This is a genomic window from Actinomycetota bacterium (assembly GCA_019347575.1).
Classification (GTDB): Bacteria; Actinomycetota; Nitriliruptoria; order Nitriliruptorales; family Nitriliruptoraceae; genus JAHWKY01.
This window is the reverse complement of sequence record JAHWKY010000036.1, coordinates 1-18,442: the sequence shown is the minus strand read 5'-3', so window position 1 is coordinate 18,442 and position 18,442 is coordinate 1. Positions and strand designations below refer to the sequence as shown.

Genomic DNA, 18,442 nt, shown 5'->3' with positions numbered 1-18,442 from the left:
CTCGGGGGTCGCCACCTGCCTGACGTTAGTTCGAGTGACTTACACTCGCCGGTCCCCGAGCCGGAGGCCACACGTGCCAGGCGCCACCGAGCCGGCGCGTCGTCGTCGCCGCGGCTCGCGCCTCCCGGTACCTGGTGAGCTCGAGCGGCCGTGGCTGGCGTCCTACCCGCCGGGCGTGCCGCCCTCGTACCGCCATCCCGACGTGCCCGTGACCCGGTTCCTCGATGATGCGGTGCGTGACTTCCCCGAGGTGATAGCGGTCGACGCGGACACGGGGAAGCTGACCTACGCACAGCTGGGCGAGGCGGTGGACGCGCTCGCCGGCGCCCTCAGCCGACGGGGCGTCTCGGTCGCGGCGCGCATCGGGTTGCAGCTCGGCAACGACGTCCTCGCACCGGTTGCCCTCCTCGCGGCCCTGCGCGTCGGGGCGGTGGTCGTCCCGATCGCCCCCGAGACGCCACCACTCGAGGGCCTGGACGCGCTGTTCACCTCGCGCCCCGACGTCTCACCCGACGTCGCTCCGCTCGTCGTCGCCGACCGCCACCGCCTCGGTCGGACGTGGCGCGACCGTCTGCGACTCCGCCACCGACGTTCGACCGCCGCCCTCCGCGAGGGCGTGGTCGAGGCGGGCGAGCTGTTCGGGGAGGCCAACCCCGCCCCGGTTCAGGCCCCGCTGGACCCCGGTGCACCTGCCCTCGAGATCACCCTGGCCGGCGAGCCGTACGTGCTGTCCCACGGCAACCTCGTCGCGGCCAGCTTCCAGGCGCGCCTGTGGGTCCCGGATGAACAGGCCGGACGTGAGCGGCTCCTCGCCGGGATCCCGGTCACCGATCCGGTGGGCGTGACCGCGTGCGTGCTCCACGCCGTGCTGTCCGCTGCGACGCTCGTGCTGTGCGAGCCGCTCAGTGCCGGCACGCTCGGTCAGGTGACCAGCGACCGCAAGCCGACCCTGCTGTACGCCCCGGCCTCGGCCTACGCCGAGCTCGTTCACCGGCGCGACGGTGACGAGCTGACGTCGCTGCGGGCGTGCCTCGCGCTGGGCGCTCCACTCGATGCCGACACCGCCGACCGGTTCGAGCAGGCGGCGGGCGGGGCGCGGCTGCGGTCGCTGTACGTGCCGAGCGGGGCCTGCCTGCCCACCCACGCCAACCCGATCTACGGACGCTCGAAGCGAGGCACCATCGGGCTGCCGCTGACCGACACGGTCGCGGTGGTCGTCGACGAACGTGCCCGCAAGCTGGCACGGCCGGGGCGGCCCGGCCGCCTCGCCGTGCAGGGGCCCCAGATCCCGACCGTGGCGGCGGATGGCGGATGGCTCATCACCGGCGAGTGGGTCCGTGGTGACGAGGACGGCAGCTTCGCGCTGGTGGACGCGCTCGACGGCGCCGCAGCGGAGGAGTCGGCGTGAGCAGCGACGCTCCGGTCGTGCTGATCGTCGACAACTACGACTCGTTCACCTACAACCTCGCGCAGGAGCTCGGCGAGCTCGGGGCGCGGGTCGAGGTGCTCCGGCACGACGCGTTCACGATCGACGAGCTGACCGCCGACCCCCCCGACGGCCTCGTCATCAGCCCCGGACCGGGCAGGCCCGCCGACGCGGGCCTGTCCAACGACGCCATCCGTGCTCTGGCTGGTCAGCGCCCGATCCTCGGGGTGTGCCTGGGCCACCAATGCATCGGCGAGGTGTACGGCGGAGCGATCGTCGCCGCCCCCGAGCTCGTGCACGGCAAGACCAGCCCGATCTACCACCGACGGGAGGGTGTGCTCACCGAGCTGCCGGTCCCGTTCGAGGCGACCCGGTACCACTCCCTCGTCGTCGACCGCGACAACCTCCCGTCGGTGCTCAAGGTCACCGCGGAGACCGGCGACGGCCTCATCATGGGTCTGCGCCACCGGGAGCTCGAGGTGGAGGGCGTGCAGTTCCACCCCGAGTCGATCCTCACCTCGGTGGGGATGCGGCTGCTCGGCAACTTCGTGGCTCGCTGCCGCGCTCCGTCGTGAGCCTGGACTGGCACGTCACCGAGTGGTGCAGCTTCCGTGGGGTGGGGCACGCTGCGGGCTGGGTCCGAGTCGCCACCGACGTCGGCGTCGCGCACGGCCAGCGGCCGATCGAGACGTGGCCGGGGCGCCCACCGCAGGACGAGGACGCGCCGCCAGAGAACGCGCTCGACTTCGCACTGTCGTTCCGCCTGCCAGCCGGGGTGACGATCGACGACGTCACGCTCGTCGCCACGGGCGCCGACGGGGATCGCCACCGACTCGACGATCCGTTGCGGGTGGGGCTGGCCGACGACCCCTACCACCGGTTGTGGCCCCGCTTCTGCGAGCTGCTCGCGGCTCAGGCGCCGGGGCGGCTGCTGCAGGTCGGGGCGCGGGGCGAGCGGAGCGAGCAGCTCCTCGGCGACCTGCCAGCGGGCTGGACCCACGTCGGCCTCGACATCCGCCCGGGGCCCAACGTCGATCTCGTCGCGGATGCCCACGCGCTGCGCCGAGCTCTCGGACGCCGCGAACGGTTCGACGCGGTCGTCTCGCTGTCCGTCTTCGAGCACCTCGCGATGCCGTGGAAGGTGGTGCTGGAGCTGAACTCGGTGCTCCGGGACGGCGGGCTGGTGCTGGTCCAGACGCACCAGACCTTCCCGCTGCACGAGGTGCCGTGGGACTACTGGCGGTACTCCAACGATGCCTGGTTCGCCCTGTTCAACCCTGCCACGGGGTTCGTCATCGAGGAGGTCGCCATGGGCGAGCCGGCGTCGGTCGTGCCACGGTTCAGTCACGCCATCGTCGCCGGGAACGAGCACGCCCAGGCGTACCTCGGCGCGGGCGTCATCGCCCGCCGCGCCGGTCGCACCCGCCTGCGGTGGGAGGTCGACCTCGACGACGTGATAACCAACGCCTACCCGAGCTGAACCCCGGGTCGGGTTGTGGCCGCATCTGACCGCGATCCGACCCAGAGCAGGGGTGGGATCAGTTCGGAGTGCCGCCGAGTGCTTCGATGGCCTCGCGCACGTTCGCGACGCCGATGATCTCGAGGTCCTCGGGCGCCGTCGCGCGTGCCGCCTCGAACTGCTGCTCGGGGACGACCAGGACATCGGCGCCTGCGTCGAGGGCGGAACGGACCTTCTCGCGGATGCCGCCGATGCTCCCGACGCTGCCGTCGGGCAGCACCTCGCCGGTGCCGACGATCACCCGGCCAGCGGCGATGTCGTCCTCGCTGACGAGGTCGTAGATGGTGACCGCGATCATCATCCCGGCCGATGGTCCGCCGATGCGGATGTCAGGATCGAGTGCGACCTCGAAGGGCAGCTCGAGGTCGGAGACGATCGTGTCGACGAACACCCCGATCCCGGGGCGCGTCATGCCGCGCACCTGTGCGGCGGTCACGCTGACCTCCCGGTCGTCCTCCCCCCGACGCACGTGCAGCTCGATGCTCTCGCCGGTCTCCGCGCGACGGGACTTGGTGGCGAGCTCGTCCGCGGTCTCGACCTCCTCGCCGTTGACCTCGAGGATCAGATCGCCGGGCTGGAGCACGCCGTCCGCGGGGCTCTGAGGGATCACCCCGGCGACCACAGGACGTGTGCGGACCACGACCTCGTGCCCGGCGAGCTGCATCGCTACGACCGTGGCGATGGTCCCGCTCTGCTGGAACTCCTGACGTTCGAGCTCGAAGTACTCCTGGCGGGTGAAGCCCTCGGGGATGAACGTTCGGCGTTGGTTGAGCTCGACGTCGTCGTCCCACCAGGCGATGGCCGCCTCGATGACGCTGGGCTGGCTGACCACGACCGTGAGGAGCTTGATGTCACCGTTCATGGGCGTCGTCTCGCTGCCGATGTCGAGCAGCGGAGGGATCGACGGCGCGGTGCCGGGAGCGACCGCGGACAGCGGCAGCGGCACGATCAGGCCCGCCCACACGATCACCGCAGCCGACAGCAGGTACAGGAAGCGACGGCTCACGGGCGGCGCTTCCTCTCGAGCGATCGCAACCGCGCGAGGGCACGTGCGATGTCCAGCCGGGTCAGCAGCACGTCGCCATCGTCCCGGCGGACGAGCAGCAGCCCGGTGTCGTCCGGCGCTGGCGTCGACAGCACATCGAGGATCGGGGTGTCCTCCGACACGATCGGTACGTCGTCGAGCGGACGCATGATCTCGCTCACGAGACGGAACGTGCGGTCCTGGGGGTCCATCGCGGCGACGTCCTCGGCGAGCAGCGCCCCGACGACCTCGCCGTCGTCCTCCACCGGGAACGCGAGATGGCCCTCTGCGGCCAGGCGCGCCTCCGCGACGGCGACCGAGTGAGACGCCGGGACACGCGGGGCCGAGGCGTGCACGATCGCGCCGATGGTGCGGTCCGCGACGAGACCACGGACGTCGGCTTGGGCCACCTCGGTGCTGGCGGCCTGGAGCATGAACCAGGCGATCAGCGCGAACCAGATGCCCGTGAACGCCCCGCCGGGCACCGTCAGCAGAAGCAACGCCCCGTACGTCATCAGCGCGATCGCGAGGAGCTGACCCGCACGTCCGGCCAGGCGCATGGCGCGTACGCGGTCACGCGTGAGCGCCCACAACCCGGACCGCAGCACGCGTCCGCCGTCCAGCGGTGCTCCGGGGAGCAGGTTGAAGACGGCGAGTCCCACGTTGATCCAGCCGAGCAGCCCGGCGATGTCCCCGATCGGTGCGGCAGCGGCGGGTCCGTAGGTGTTGGCGTACGCCGCGACGAGGCCGAACACGGCCGCGAGCACCAGGCTCGCGTACGGACCGACCGCGGCGAGGGCGAACTCGTCGCGGGGACGCTTCGCCTCGAGGTGCATCTCGGTTACGCCCCCGAACAGGAACAGCGTGATGCCGCCGACCTCGACGCCCCGCTGCTGCGCCTCCAGGGCATGGGCGAGCTCGTGCACGAGCACCGAGACGAAGAAGAGGATCGCGGTCAGCAGGGACATGGCCACGGCGGCCACGTCCGGATGGCCGTAGAAGGTGAACTGTCGCCAGAAGCTGAACGCGACCAGCGCCGCGATGATGAGCCAAGAGGGATCGACGCGGACGGGGATGCCGCGTACCTCACCCAGGGTCACTGCACGTTGGAACATCGTCGAACCGTAACGCCGGCTGTCGCCGGGGGGTTCCGCGTGCCCCCGGTCGAGGGTCGAGGTGGGCGCGGAGCGCGCCGAGCTTCGTGTGGTTAGGGTGATGGCATGAGCCTTGACGAGAAGACCCTCGCCCGCCTGATCGAGATGCGTGACGATGTCGGGGTCCTGTCGTTCTACGTCGGGATCACCCCCGAGGGGCAGTCCAACCCCCAGCCTGCGTGGCGCATCGAGATCAAGAACCGCATCCGCGACCTGCGCCAGAAGGTCCGCGATGAGGAGGAGCACGAGCGGTGGAAGGCGGTCCACGACCGCCTCGACGCGCTCGAACCCGACCTCGATCAGTTCCTCGACTCGTCACGCTCGGGTCGGGGGCGCGCGATGTTCGTCGCCGTCAGCGACGGCCACCGCGAGACCGTGACGGTCCAGGTGCCGTTCGCCGAGCGCGTCCTGTGGCGCGAGAACGCCTACATCCGGCCGCTCGTGGCGGCGTGGGACGAGGGCCGCCCCGCAGGGATCCTGGTCGCCCACCGGGGCGGGACCCGTCTGCTCGAGTGGCAGATGGGCGAGGTCCGCGAGCTCGACACCAACAACTTCGGGTTCGGTGACGCGCAGCTCGCCGACCAGAAGGGCGGCCCCGTCGCCGCCAACCCACAGCGTGCGCAGCAGGGCGTCAGCCACCGCGAGCGTTTCGAGGATCGGCTCGACGAGAACCGCAGGCGCTTCCTGCGCTCAGCCCTCGAGGACCACCTCAAGGCCGGCAAGGAACGCGGCTGGGACCGGCTCGTCGTCGCGGGGGAGAACAAGCTGCGCCAGTGGGTCATCGATCAGCTCAGCAGCGGCAACGACCTGCGCATCGTCGAAGCCGACCAGCGGTGGGAGACCGAGACACCGCACACGATCGCGACCACCGTGTGGCCCACGCTGCGATCGATGCACCGCGAGCGTGAACTCGACCTCGTGGGCCAGGCGCGGGACCGGGCCCTGTCGGGCAACGCCGGGGCGCTGGGTCTGCGTGACGTGCTCGGGGCGCTCAACGAGGGCCGTGTCGCCCACCTGCTGTTCTCGGCCGACGTGACCTTCTCCGGCTTCCGCAGCGCTGATCAGGGGCTGCTGTTCGCCGAGGAGGGGGGGCCGGCTGAGGCGCTGGGTGAGGAGCTGGTCGAGGAGCCCTACCTGGTGGAGCGCATGCTGGAACGGGCGCTGTCGACCAGCGGCAAGGTCACCCCGGTCGACGCCGAGGTCGCCGCGCTGCTCGACGAGAACGACGGCGTCGCCGCGCTGCTGCGTTGGTGACCTGATCGTGGACCCCGGGATCGATCAGGAGCTGCTGCCCCTGCACGACGTCGTCGATGCCCTGGAGGCGCAGGGCTACGACGCTCGGTTCCGGATCGCCGCCGGACCCACCGTGCATTGCAGCCGGTGTGCCGACCCCTACCCCCCAGCCGACGTCGAGGTCATCGGGCTGCACCGCTACGAGGGCGAGACCAACCCCTCCGACGAGGAGCTCGTGCTGGTCCTGCGCTGTCCTGAGGGCCACCGCGGCTGGAGCCTCGTGGCGTACGGGATGAACGCCCCGCCCGAGGTCGCCGAGGCACTGCGGACCATGCCGGACAACCGCGAGCGCTGATCCACGCCCGGCCGGGTCGCCTGCGCGGCTCGTTCAGGAACTCAGGCGGGCCCGGAGCGCCCTGCGGTCGGTCTTGCCGATCGGAGTGAGCGGGATCGCATCGATCACGCGGACCTCGCGCGGGTAGCGGTAGCCGCCGATGTGCTCACGTGCCCACGCGACGAGCTCGTCGGCGTCCGCCTGCGCGCCCGGCGCCAGCGACACGAACGCCACCACCTCCTCGCCCTTGGCCTCGTCGGGCGCACCGACCACGCCGGCCATGGCCACCGCAGGGTGTTCGACGAGGGCGTCCTCGACATCACGGGGGTAGACGTTGAACCCGGCGCGGATGATCAGGTCCTTCTTGCGGTCGACGATGGAGAGGTAGCCGTCCTCGTCGAGGACGCCGATGTCGCCGCTGTGGACCCAGCCGTCGACGATGGTCTGCTCGGTCGCTTCGGGTGAGCGCCAGTAGCCGGACATCGTTCCCCGCGAGCGGAAGATCACCTCGCCGGGCTGGCCTGCATCGACGTCGTTGCCGTCGTCGTCGACCACACGGACCTCGTAGCCGTCGATGGGGGTGCCGACGGTGCCGAGCTTGCGTGCGCCGGGGCGGTTGGTGGTCACGATGCCGCCAGACTCGGTCAGGCCGTAGCCCTCGTAGATCGTCAGCGATGGAACACGCCGCTCGAACTCGGTCGCGACCTCGAGTGGCAGCGGGGCGGATCCGACGTTGATGGTCGCCCAGGACGACAGGTCGTGGTCCTCGAGGGGCTGCTGCAGCAGCAGCTGAAGCATCGCGGGCACCAACGTGGCCCGCTCACAGCGCTCCTGCTCGACCAGCTGCAGGAAACCGGCGGCGTCGAACCACCGCATCAGCACGGTGTCGCGCGGCTCGGTGCTGTGAAGACCGATCACGGTGACGATCAGGCCGAACGCGTGCGCCAGCGGCAGAGGGACGATCACCCGGTTGAGGTCGGGGATGTAGCTGGCGAGGTGGCCCGAGCGGCCGCAGTACCACAGGTTCTCGTGGGTGAGCATGACGCCCTTCGACCGTCCGGTCGTGCCGCCCGTGTACATCAGCGCGGCGAGGTCGTCGTCAGCGCGGTCGGTGATCGGCACGGGATCGTGCTGCTCCAGGTCGGCGTAGGCGATGGCACCCTCGTCGTCGGTGTCGCCGGCCACGATCACGTGCCGCAGCGTCGGCACGCCCTCGGCTGCGGCGCGCACGTTCGTCACGAACTCCGGTGTGGTCACGACCGCGGACGCCTCGGCGTCGAGCAGCGCGTGGCGGATCCCCTCCGGGGGGAGCAGGAAGATGACCGGGGTGATCACCGCCCCGATGCGCCACAGGGCGTTGTAGGCGATGCCCACCTCCGGGCAGTTCGCCATGAGCACCACGACCCGTTCACCCGGGGCGATGCCGAGGGCCTTGAAGCCTCCGGCCGCGCGCAGGATACGGTCCCAGAGCGTCGGTGCGTCGAACCGCTGTCCCTCGTACAGCAGCGTGCCCTCGCCGGGATGTCGCTCGCGCGACGCCTCGGCGAGCCGCGCGAGGTGGTGCTCACCCACGATCGCCTCCTCGTGTGAGGGGGCGATCGTAATTGGAGCTCCCGCTGTTGCGCCGAGGTCGGCCTCAGCGGGTGCGCATCAGCGGTAGATAGCGGCGGGCGTGACGCGCGCGCCCGGGCCCTTGAAGGTCAGGTCGCGCTCGGACAGCTTCGTGCCGGCGGCGTCCGCCAGCGACGACACGACCTCGCTGAGCTCACGGTCGCGGATGTGCTCGCGCACGTCGCTCGACAGTCCCGGCTTGAGGTAGCGGTCGGGACCGAGGCGGTCGCGCGATCCCAGCACCTCGTCGACGACGCCGATGAGGGTGACGCGGCCCCCGAGGGAATCGGGGTCGTCGACCCGCAGGCCCTCGCGGGGGAGCACGACGAGGAAGTTCCGGTCGCCGTCGGTGGGCTCCAGTCGCAGGACCAGCGGTGCCGCGGTGCTCGTCGGGGTTGCCGTCGAGGTCTGGCGCGGCCGGGTCTTGAGCGCCCCGTCGTCACCGTTGTCGCTGGGCGCGTGCGTCAGCAGCGGCGTGGAGAGCTCGAGCAGCTCGGCGGCGGCGGTCGCGGGCAGCTCCACCAGCCGGCCGGTGACGATGACGGCGCGTCCCTCGGTCAGATCCGCGCCGTCGTCCTCGTCGAGGTTGGTGACCAGATCGGTGCGGCCGTGCATGCCTGCGAGGACCTTGTTGAGCTTGCGGGTCTCGCCGGCGTGACCATCGTCCTCGAGCCGTCCGCCCTCGAGCGTGTCACGCAGGTCGCGGCTGTAGTCGCGCGTCTCGACGTGGGCCAGCAGATCGTCGAGGAGCAACGCATCGAGGTAGACGGGACGACGGATCGTGGTCCGTGCGGGTGTCGTCGCGGACGCGGGTACGGCGGCCGCCCCGGCCCGTCGCGCGGTGCGACGTCGACGCATCCACACCCACAGGCCGGCCAGCAGCACGATCACCCCGGCTGCGACGGCGATCACGAGCCAGGGCTCGTCCGCGTACAACTCGAGGAAGCCGTCCCAGAAGGTCGCGAAGAAGCTCTCGACGGCCCTGCCGATGCTCTCGATCGTGTCCATGGCATCTCTCCACGTCCGCTCGGACACCACGCTATGAGAGTGATCAAGTGCTGAGTACCGCCGAGCGGGCGCCTTCGGACAGGGCCTGGCCAGCAGATGCCGTCCGACGACGGGCTGGCCACGGCCAGGGGCTCACCTCCGTTCGGACGGGTCCACGCTGTGGTGGCCCGGCTTCACGCTTCGAGCGGCGGCAGGGAGAGGACTTGGCCCGGGAACAGCAGGTCGGGTTCGTCGGGGACGGCGAGGACGCCCCGATTGGCCGCGATGAGCCGGTGCCAGTACTCCGCGATCTCGTGCTCACGCGGGGGGTCCGGGCTGACGGCTGCGACGCGCGCCTCAGCGATCGACCAGAAGTGCTCGCCCCGCTGGACCACCCAGGTCTCCGGGTCGCCTGCTGTGGCGGGGGACGCGACCCCCTCATCCGCAGCCGGTTCCTCGGTCGCCGTCGCGCTGGGAGCGCTCCGCTGCCTCGGGTCTACCGGGACGGGTGGCGCTTCGACGAACGCGCTCGGGTCGAGTGCTGGGGGCGTGGCGAGCGATGCCCGGTCGGTCGTGGGCGGTACCACCACGGTCGCGGTCTCGGGTACCGGATCCCAGAGCGGCGTGTCCAGCACCGGAGGGCGGAAGCCGAACTCATCGCCGGACGAGGCTTGCACCGCGTGAGCCACGGGGGGCGGCGTGGTCACGATCCCCACCGCGCTGGCTGCGAGTCCCAGCCCGACGGCGGCCTGCAGCAGGTGTCGCAGGCTGGGCAGGGTCACGGCATCGGCGATGCGCGTCAGGTGTCTCGCGCGTGTGAGTCGCGCCAGGACGCCGAGGGCCGTGGCACCGAGCAGGTACCAGGCGAGCGCCACGACCAGCAGTCGCAGCAGTGCGAACGCCGTGGTCGCGGGTGCGGTCGTGGCGAGCCAGTCCGGCCACGCTCCCGGGTCGGTCAGCGACGGAGTCGCCAACGCCCCGCCATCCACGCTGCCGAAGACGACGATGATCGCGGTGAGCAACGCGGCCCACGACAGCAGCACCCGACGGTCGCGATCCACGTCCCCTCCGATCCGAGGCCCCCCACCCGCTCCACCGATTTTTCGTGCATCTAACGGTATCTCATGCTATCTCACCGCGCAACGCGCGTGTCCCCCGCGCGGTGCCGGTGTGCGACCATCACGCGGGAGGCCACGGTTGGATCACGCGTCGTACGTCCGTACCGCGCTCGAGGAAGCGAGGCTGGCGGCCGCCCACGGTGACATCCCCATCGGGGCGGTCGTCGTCCACGAGCGCGAGGTGATCGCGCGGGCTCACAACCGGCGCGAGGTGGACCAGGACCCCACCGCCCACGCCGAGCTGCTCGCCTTGCGCGAGGCCGCGCGTCGGCTGGGGCGCTGGCGGCTCGACGGCTGCACGCTCTACGTCACGCTCGAGCCGTGCGCGATGTGCGCGGGCGCGACCGTGCTCGCCCGCATCGACCGGCTCGTCTTCGGGGCTGACGATCCCAAGGCCGGCGCGGCCGGGGCGCTGTGGGACATCCCCCGTGACCCGCGGCTCAACCACCGGGTCGAGGTCGTGCGGGGCGTCGAGGCGGAGACGTGCGGGGCGTTGCTGGCCGACTTCTTCGCCGAACGCAGACGCGAGACCACACCCTGACGTGGGACGCACGTGTGGGGCCGACCGGGCGAGTGGCCCAGCGCGCTCGGCGGCGCGGAGGACGACGGGCTGACCGCTCCACAGTGGGTTCGCATGGCGGCGGCCAGCGACGTGCGTCGGGCGCGCATGCTGTCCGTATCGGTCCCAGGCCACCCATCCCGGCTCTAGCGTTCCGGCTGCGAGCGGCGCTGGAGGCAGCCGTCGCTCGGCAGGCGCGCGACGGTTGGGCGATCGTCGCACACGACGGGAAAGGTTGGCGCCATGCGGAGGATGTCGATCGTCATCGCCACGGCCACGTTGGTCAGCTCGTTGCTGGTCGCGCTGCCGGTCGCCGCGGCAGGCTCACGTGCCGTGGTGCGCGACTTCGCCTTCGATCCCGACCCGATCGTGGTCAAGGCGGGTGGCACCGTCGTGTGGGACTGGGCGGGAGCCGAGCCGCACACGGTCACCGGGTCCGACTTCAGCTTCGACTCGGGGACGCGCTACCGCGGCGACACCTACGCGGTGACGTTCACCGAGCCCGGGATCGTGCCCTACTTCTGCAAGTTCCACGGCGATCCCGAGGGCGAGGGTATGGCGGGGACGGTCATCGTCGAACCGACCCGAGCCAGCATGATCAGCGGCGACACCAACATCGATCGCGCGCTCAACTGGAGCCGGTGGGGCTTCGACGACGGTTCCGCCCCCACGGTGCTGCTGGCGCGCAACGACGTCTTCGCCGACTCGCTGAGTTCCGGGCCGGCGCAGGGTGCTCTCGGGGCGCCGCTGCTGCTGACGCTCAACGATCGGGTCGTGCGGGGCGTCGAGGAGGAGCTGACGCGGCTGGGGGCGCAACAGGTCATCCTGCTCGGCGGTCCCGAGGCGCTGCAGCCTCAGGTCGAGGCACGGCTCGTGGAGCTGGGCTACCGCACGCGTCGCGTGTTCGGCGACACGCGCCTGACCACGGCGACGGCGACGGCGGCAGCGTTCTTCCCGAGCGCGAGCCAGGCCATCATCGCTCGCGCCTGGGAGGAGCCGGGGCGCGACCAGAGCCAGGCCTTCGCCGACTCGCTCGGCGCCGGGGCGCTGGGCGCGAACCTCGGCATCCCGGTGCTGCTGTCGCGGACCGAGGCGCTGTCGCCCGAGACGAGCGACTACCTGAGTAGATCCGGCATCCGCTCGGTCATCATCGCGGGTGGCCCCGACGCGCTCAGCGACGACGTCGAGGAGGACCTGCGCGGGCTGGGCCTCGACGTGGATCGAGCTGGCGGTGAGACGCGCTTCGAGACCGCCACCGAGCTGTTCCTCCGGTCCCAGGCGGCGGAGCACGCGGACGACTTCGTGGGTGGCATGCACCGGCTGGTGCTCATCGAGGCGATGGACGAGAACGCGTGGGCCGCGGGCTTCCCGGCCGCGGCGCACACCACCGGGGCGTCCGGTCTGCTGCTCGTGCGGTCCCGGACCGCGGACACCGGCGCCAACGACACGACCCTCGATGGTGTCGCGTTCCAGGCGCTCATGGGTGGCCGACCCCACGTCGTGTGCGGCCCGAACCTGGCGAGCACGAGCTGCGCACAGGCGCAGACCGCTTCCAACAGCGGACCGTTCTTCGGCCCCCGGACGCGCTTGGCCCTGATGACCGGCGAAGCCGAGGTCGACGACGAGGGCGATCCCTCTGGACTGGCCGGTGCGGGAGGCGCGGGTGACGTGCGCGGCACGCCGGACGGCGGGGCGCTCTGCTACAGCTGGTTCAGCGACGTGCCGGAGCCGGTCGCGGCCGCACACGTCCACGAGGGTGCCGAGGGTGTCAATGGTCCACCGGTGGTGCCGCTGCTGGTGAGCCCAGGTCTGTTCGGTGACCCCTACGGGTGCACCTTCGGTATCGACGAGGCGGTGGTGGCCGACATCCTGGCCAACCCCGGCGGCTACTACCTCAACCTGCACACCGAGTCGTTCCCCGGCGGCGCGGTGCGTGGCCAGCTCCTCGAGCCGTCGTTCCTCGCCGGGTCGTTCACCACAGCTGAAGAGGCCGGCGTGGAGGGCCTGCCCTTCGCGGGTGGGTTCGGGTTCTTCGTCGGCAACGCCGACGACCCGACCGAGCTGTGCTACTTCACGTTCGCCTTCGGGACGACCGGTGACCCGACCGCGCAGCACATCCACGACGTCGAAACCGGTGGTGTGGTGGTGCCGCTGGAGACACCGGAGAAGCGTGAGTTCTCGCCCGAGGACGTGTTCTACGTGGCCTGGGACTGCGCCGAGGGCCTCGACGAGGCCACGGTCGCCGCGATCGGTGCCACGCCCAGCGACTACTACCTGAACGTGCACACCGAGGCGAACCCCGGCGGCGAGCTGAAGGGCCTGCTCTTCACGCCGGATCCACCCCACGACGCTCCGGTCAAGCGGATGTCGATGTCGGCGTTCACGCGGTGAGCTGATCCACCCGACGCACACAGGGGAGGGCCTCACGGGGCCCTCCCCGCCTGTGAGCGGGCCTCGTCAGGGCAGGAAGTCGGCGAGCTCGCGTTCGACCTGTTCCGAAACAGCCGCGGGGCCCCCGAGCAGGACGATCCGTGCCGGCTCGAGGCGGCGCAGCTCGGTCGCGATGGCGGCGGGGATGGCGTCGGGGCGCACCGGCAGCACGGGTGCCTTCACGCGCGCGGCCGCGGGGACACCCGCGAGCGCGTCGGGGAAGGCCACGCCGCTGGCGACGTAGACGGTCCCACCCGTCTCGGTGAACGTCTGCCGGACGACGGCAGCGGCGGTCCCGTACCGATCGTCACCGGCGAGACGGTCGACAGGCCCCGCAACGGAGCTGCGCAGCTGCTCCTCGACATCGCGGGAGACGGCGCGGGTACCTCCGAGCACGTACAGGCGTTGAGGCTGCAGCGCACGCAGCGCCTGCCCTGTGGCATCCGGGACCGCGTCGGGGCGCACGAGCAGGACCGGGCCGCCACCGAGTGCTGCCGGCACGCCGGCCGCGAGCGCGTCCGCGAAGTCCATCCCCGTGGCGACGTAGGCGACCGTTACACCCGATCCGAAGTGCTGCATCGCGAGCGCGGCGGCCGTGCCGTACCGGTCGTCGCCTCCCGTGCGGCTGATGTGCCAGTCGCCTGCAGCGGCCAGGTCCGCCTCGACCGCCCCGGTCACCGCTCGCTCACCACCGAGGATGATGACCTCGCCAGGGCCGAGACGCTGCAGTTCGGCGCGGGTCGCGTCGGGGAGGCGATCCCCCGTCAACAGCACGGGGCCTCCGCGCAGGGCGGCGACCGGCCCCCCGGCGAGCGCGTCGGCGAAGCTCTGCCCCGTGGCTACGAACGCCACCGGTGCGCCGTCCGGGAACGCGGCTGCCGAGACGGTGGCGGCCGTCTCGATACGGTCGAGGCCGCCCAGGCGCGGCAGGTCGACGATCTGCAGCTGCGCCATCATGTCGTGGTCCTCGTGCTCGAGGTTGTGGCAGTGGTAGACGTACGTGCCGGTGTGCCCCTCGAAGCGGGCGACGATCTCGACGGTGTCGCCGGGGTGGACCGGGATGGTGTCCTTCCAGCCGCGCTCCCACTCTGGAGTCGGGCGTCCGTTGCGTGCGAGCACCTGGAACATGATCAGATGCAGGTGGACGGGGTGGCTCATCGGCGAGAGGTCCGCAGGTGCGTGCAGGCGCCAGCGTTCGACGGCGCCGTGCTTGACGATCTGGTCGACCCGCTGGGGATCGAAGCGTTTGCCGTCGATGACCCAGAAGCCGCTGTCGTCGAGCGTGAACTCGAGGTCGCGGGTGACCGTCGGTGCCGGCAGATCCTCGCGGGGTCGCAGCGTCGTGGTGGGCGTCAGGGCCGCGGAGGGATCCGGTTCGTCGCGGACCACGTCGAAACGCAGCACCTGCCGTAGCGTGCCCGACGCGCCCGCGGTGCGGTTCTCGAGCACGATCTCGGTGCCCTTGGCGTACGCGGAGAAGTCGATGACGACCTCGGCGCGCTCGGCGGGGTACAGCTCGATGCTGCTCCGGCGCACGGGGCGGGGCAACAGCCCACCGTCCGTGGCGATCTGCAGCAGCGGCGCCCCGTCCGAGAGCGCGAGCTCGTAGACACGCGCGTTGGAGCCGTTGACCATGCGGAAGCGGTAGCGGGCCCGGCCGACCTCGAAGCGGGGGTGGGGCACGCCGTTGACGACGATCGTGTCGCCGAGCAGGCCGGTGTGACCGCTGACGCCGGGGTAGGAGTCGAACGGGACGAGCTGCCCGTCCGCCTGGAAGCTGCGGTCCTGGATGACCAGCGGCACGTCGCGCGTCAGGGAGGGGTCGGGGTCGAAGCGCGGCAGGCCGAGTTCCTCCTCGAGCTCGTCGAGCAGCAGGTACAACGCCGCCAGGCCTTGGTAGACGTTGTGCCCCGTGGCGTGCTCGACGTGGTCGTGGTACCACAGCGTCGCCCCGAGCTGATCGTTGTGGTAGCGGTAGAGCTTCGCGGCGCGGGGGTCGATGAGATCGTTGGGGTGGCCGTCCATGTCGGGTGGGACGTGGGCGCCGTGGAGGTGGATCGAGGTGGGAACGTCTAGCTGGTTGTGCTGGGTGATCTCGACCGTCCGGTCGACCCGCGCGACGATGGTCGGTCCCGGCCACGTGCCCTCGTAGCCCCAGATCGTCGTCGGCCCCGCCCCCGGTACCACGGCCTGCTCCGCGACGCGCATGGTGACGTCGTACTGGTCCGTCGTCGCATCGGACCGCCGTGGGGCCAGGACCTCCGGCAACACCAACGCCCGCTCGAACGGTGTCAGCGATGCGGTCGCGAGCTGAAACCGAGACGCGGACACCCCCGCGAGATCGCAGCTGTACCCGAGATCGGCTGTGGCCGCTGAGTCGCCGTCGGCGGCCAGCGCCACCGGGCGGAACGCCGACAGGCCGAGCCCGGCCACGACCCCGTTGCGCAGCAGTGAACGACGAGAGAGGATGCGCTGGCTCCCTGTCCCCACGCCGGCAGCGGCCCGGCGATCCCACGGTGCGTGCGGTGGCGCGCGCCCGGGGAGGCTACCGCGGCCCGTCCGTGGCGTCCCGCGGATCGGCTCATCCGGGGGGCGGACCGCGGTAGGGTCCCGCCTCCGTTGGAGCTGCCGCGACCGAACCCGGAGGTGCCGACCATGTCTCACCCGCCCTCGACGACCAGGCTCCTCGTCGTCACCCTGACCCTCGTGATCCTCGGTGGGATCGTCCTCGTAACCACCGCGGCAGCCGAGACGGTCGAGGTCCAGGCGGTGTCGAACTTCCGCTTCACGCCGGCAACCGTGGAGGTGGAGGTCGCCGACCGCGTGGTGTGGAGGAACACCGACTCGAAGGGGCACACGGTCACGTCCACCTCGGACGACGGCGCGACCTTCGATCAACTCCTCAAGCCCGGCGAGAGCTTCACCCTCACGTTCACCGAGACCGGGACCGTCGACTACTTCTGCCGCTTCGACGTCGACAAGGGCATGGTCGGGAAGGTCACGGTCACGACGGCGAGCGGCCGCGAGGTCGATCGGCTGGCCGGCCCGGGTCGCGTGGAGACCGCGGTGGAGATCTCGCGGTACCAGTTCCCCAACGGCGCCCCGGAGGTCTACCTCGCCGACAAGGAGCTGAACCCCGACGCCCTGGTAGGCGGGTCGTTGACGCTCGGGCCGATCCTGCTCGTGCCCGCATGCGGTGACGTACCCGAGGTCGTGCTCGACGAGATCCGGCGCCTGCGGCCCGCGAGGGTGGTCGCCCTGGGGGGCGAGGCCCGGGTGTGCGACGAGACGCTGCAGCAAGCAGCCACCGCTTGATAGGTCTCGAGGCGAGGTCCCACCGCGGTCAGCTCGACGCCGTGAGTTCCTCGCCGGTCGGGAAACCCGCCAGCTTCCCCAGCCCCGCGAGTACCTTGCTGACCAGCCGGGGTGGCCCGGGGGGCGGCAGGATCGTCTCGGGGTAGGAGCTCTCGATGCGGACGATGCGCATGATCACCGGGAGGGTGGCCTTCCTGCCCTGGACCGTGCGGTGCACGAGGCGGATGTACTCCTCGAACCGAAGGGCCGGCCGATGGTCGGCGGTGAAGCGAACCGGCTGGTCCGAGGGGTTGGCGAACCCGTGCAAGGAACCGGCGGGGATCTCGATCGACTCGCCCGCCGGCACGACGTGCCGGTCGCCATCGAGCGTGACGGTCAGCTCGCCCTCCTCGACGGTGTAGATCTCACGCTGCTGTGGATGCACGTGCTTGGGCGGGCCCCCCTGGTCCCCCTCGAGTTCGATCTCGACCCGCGAGATCCTGCCGTCGGTCTCCTCCGACACGCCGGTGATGAACATCGTCTGCCGCAGTGATGGGCGGAAGTCCAGCGCCTCGGTGCCGTCGTGGTCCGTCATCGCTCCGCCTCCGCGTGCGCCGTCGCTAGATTTCGGATTACACTACTGTAAAGTGAAAGTATGGCCCAGGTCAAGCGCCGGTACCGGCAGACGACGCGCGCCGAGAGGACCGGCGAGACGCGGCGACGGATCGTCGAAGCGGCGGTCGAACTGCACTCGAAGATCGGTCCGGCGAACACGAGCCTGTCGGCGGTCGCGCGGGAGGCGGGCGTGTCCCGGCCCACGCTGTACGCGCACTTCCCCGACGAAGCGGCGCTGTTGCAGGTCTGCATGCTGCACTGGATGGCGCAGGACCCACCCCCCGACCCGGCCTCGTGGACGGCGATCGACGAGCCACGCGAACGGCTCACGGTTGCGCTGACCCAGCTCTACAGCCACTACGCCCGGAACGAACAGATGCTGCAGAACGTGTTCCGCGACATGCACGTGGTCGAGTCGATGCGGCAGTTCAACCTCCCGCTGGTCGAGCGGTCGTTCGCGCAGATGACGGAGGTGTTGAGCTCCGCTTACGACGACCCTCCGAGCTCGTCTTCCCGGCGGGCCGCGCTGGTCGCGGTAGCTGTGAACTTCGACACGTGGAAGACGTTGACCGGTCAGGGGCTCACGGATGACGACGCGGTCGAGGCTATCCTGGCCGAAGATTTCAAGTTCCGAGGGTCGCTCGGGCAGCAGACTGTCGGCCGCGACGGCTGGCGGGCCTACCGCGACCAGGTGCGCGCCGCCGCGCCGGACTTCAGCAACGAGCTCGTCGAACTCGTCGACGAGCTGGGGCTGGGGCGGTGGCTCGCGCGGATCGACGGCATCCGAGGAGAGGGCGGCGGGCGGAAGGTCGACCACCTCCGGGCGCACCTCGGGGCGTTGGATCAGGATGCCGTCCGGACGTTGGTGATCGGGGACGCGGTCCCCGACATCGACGCCGCGGTGGAGGAGGTCCGAGGGGCCCGGTTGGACGTGGTCGACGTGAACACCGGGGGCGGCCACTGGAAGGAGGCGTTCCTCCGTCCGTCGCAGGTCGGCGGCCTGGTGGTCCAGATCGCGTGGGCCGCACACACCGACGAGGAGTGGGCGCGCCGCAACGACCGCGAACCGGCGGCTCCGTCGCCCGACGCCGCCTCACTGCTCGGTGCCCGGCTGCGGCACCCGCGACTGGGACGGGCC

At 71.2% G+C, this 18,442-nt stretch carries 16 protein-coding genes; 9 read left to right on the top strand and 7 right to left on the bottom strand.

The genetic code is table 11. The features are described from left to right. Positions 1-73 precede the first annotated feature (73 nt). Genes KY469_18750 through KY469_18740 form a run of 3 tightly spaced genes read left to right on the top strand, consistent with a single transcriptional unit; the run spans position 74 to position 2,906 of the window. The gene (locus KY469_18750; GenBank protein MBW3665139.1) at positions 74-1,408 is read left to right on the top strand and encodes an AMP-binding protein; all 1,335 of its coding nucleotides are present in this window, start codon (positions 74-76) and stop codon (positions 1,406-1,408) included. Beyond that, the gene (locus tag KY469_18745) at positions 1,405-2,001 is read left to right on the top strand and encodes an aminodeoxychorismate/anthranilate synthase component II (protein MBW3665138.1); all 597 of its coding nucleotides are present in this window, start codon (positions 1,405-1,407) and stop codon (positions 1,999-2,001) included. Before KY469_18750 ends, KY469_18745 begins: the two co-directional genes overlap by 4 nt. Next, positions 1,998-2,906, top strand: coding sequence for a class I SAM-dependent methyltransferase (locus KY469_18740; protein MBW3665137.1), 909 nt, complete (start codon positions 1,998-2,000; stop codon positions 2,904-2,906). Before KY469_18745 ends, KY469_18740 begins: the two co-directional genes overlap by 4 nt. A gap of 58 nt (positions 2,907-2,964) precedes the next feature. Here KY469_18740 and KY469_18735 read toward each other — a convergent pair whose 3' ends face one another. Both KY469_18735 and KY469_18730 read right to left on the bottom strand, forming a co-directional pair. Continuing rightward, entirely contained in the window at positions 2,965-3,951 is a 987-nt protein-coding gene (locus KY469_18735; protein ID MBW3665136.1) for a PDZ domain-containing protein, read from the bottom strand. After that, positions 3,948-5,084 (bottom strand): site-2 protease family protein, encoded by a 1,137-nt coding sequence (locus tag KY469_18730; protein MBW3665135.1) that lies wholly within the window; start codon positions 5,082-5,084, stop codon positions 3,948-3,950. The genes KY469_18735 and KY469_18730 overlap by 4 nt, the downstream gene beginning before the upstream one ends. Before the next feature lie 105 nt (positions 5,085-5,189). Between KY469_18730 and KY469_18725 the strand changes: the two genes are divergently transcribed. Together KY469_18725 and KY469_18720 are read left to right on the top strand one after the other, a co-directional pair. Beyond that, positions 5,190-6,377, top strand: coding sequence for a hypothetical protein (locus KY469_18725; GenBank protein ID MBW3665134.1), 1,188 nt, complete (start codon positions 5,190-5,192; stop codon positions 6,375-6,377). 7 nt (positions 6,378-6,384) lie between these two features. Beyond that, a complete protein-coding gene (locus KY469_18720) occupies positions 6,385-6,711 on the top strand; it encodes a hypothetical protein (GenBank protein ID MBW3665133.1) in 327 nt (108 codons plus the stop codon). A gap of 33 nt (positions 6,712-6,744) precedes the next feature. On the opposite strand, the gene KY469_18715 is transcribed toward KY469_18720, so the two are convergent. The 3 genes from KY469_18715 to KY469_18705 all read right to left on the bottom strand — a co-directional run bounded on the left by KY469_18715 (position 6,745) and on the right by KY469_18705 (position 10,349). Beyond that, positions 6,745-8,262: an AMP-binding protein gene (locus tag KY469_18715; GenBank protein ID MBW3665132.1), complete on the bottom strand. Its 1,518-nt coding sequence runs from the start codon at positions 8,260-8,262 to the stop codon at positions 6,745-6,747. Between the two features lie 78 nt (positions 8,263-8,340). Then, a complete protein-coding gene (locus KY469_18710; GenBank protein MBW3665131.1) occupies positions 8,341-9,309 on the bottom strand; it encodes a hypothetical protein in 969 nt (322 codons plus the stop codon). 173 nt (positions 9,310-9,482) lie between these two features. Further along, the gene (locus KY469_18705) at positions 9,483-10,349 is read right to left on the bottom strand and encodes a hypothetical protein (GenBank protein ID MBW3665130.1); all 867 of its coding nucleotides are present in this window, start codon (positions 10,347-10,349) and stop codon (positions 9,483-9,485) included. Here KY469_18705 and tadA point away from each other — a divergent pair. Next, positions 10,294-10,947, top strand: coding sequence for a tRNA adenosine(34) deaminase TadA (tadA, locus tag KY469_18700; GenBank protein ID MBW3665129.1), 654 nt, complete (start codon positions 10,294-10,296; stop codon positions 10,945-10,947). The two genes, KY469_18705 and tadA, sit on opposite strands and share 56 nt — an antisense overlap. A 261-nt stretch (positions 10,948-11,208) precedes the next feature. Further along, a complete protein-coding gene (locus KY469_18695; GenBank protein MBW3665128.1) occupies positions 11,209-13,356 on the top strand; it encodes a CHRD domain-containing protein in 2,148 nt (715 codons plus the stop codon). Between the two features lie 66 nt (positions 13,357-13,422). Here KY469_18695 and KY469_18690 read toward each other — a convergent pair whose 3' ends face one another. After that, on the bottom strand, positions 13,423-15,885 hold the full coding sequence (locus tag KY469_18690) for a cell wall-binding repeat-containing protein (GenBank protein ID MBW3665127.1): 2,463 nt from the start codon (positions 15,883-15,885) through the stop codon (positions 13,423-13,425). 165 nt (positions 15,886-16,050) lie between these two features. Between KY469_18690 and KY469_18685 the strand changes: the two genes are divergently transcribed. Further along, on the top strand, positions 16,051-16,710 hold the full coding sequence (locus KY469_18685) for a cell wall-binding repeat-containing protein (GenBank protein ID MBW3665126.1): 660 nt from the start codon (positions 16,051-16,053) through the stop codon (positions 16,708-16,710). 28 nt (positions 16,711-16,738) lie between these two features. On the opposite strand, the gene KY469_18680 is transcribed toward KY469_18685, so the two are convergent. After that, the gene (locus KY469_18680) at positions 16,739-17,284 is read right to left on the bottom strand and encodes a cupin domain-containing protein (GenBank protein MBW3665125.1); all 546 of its coding nucleotides are present in this window, start codon (positions 17,282-17,284) and stop codon (positions 16,739-16,741) included. Between the two features lie 60 nt (positions 17,285-17,344). Here KY469_18680 and KY469_18675 point away from each other — a divergent pair. Further along, positions 17,345-18,442 (top strand): TetR family transcriptional regulator (locus tag KY469_18675; GenBank protein ID MBW3665124.1); only part of this gene is annotated, 1,098 nt, incomplete at its 3' end.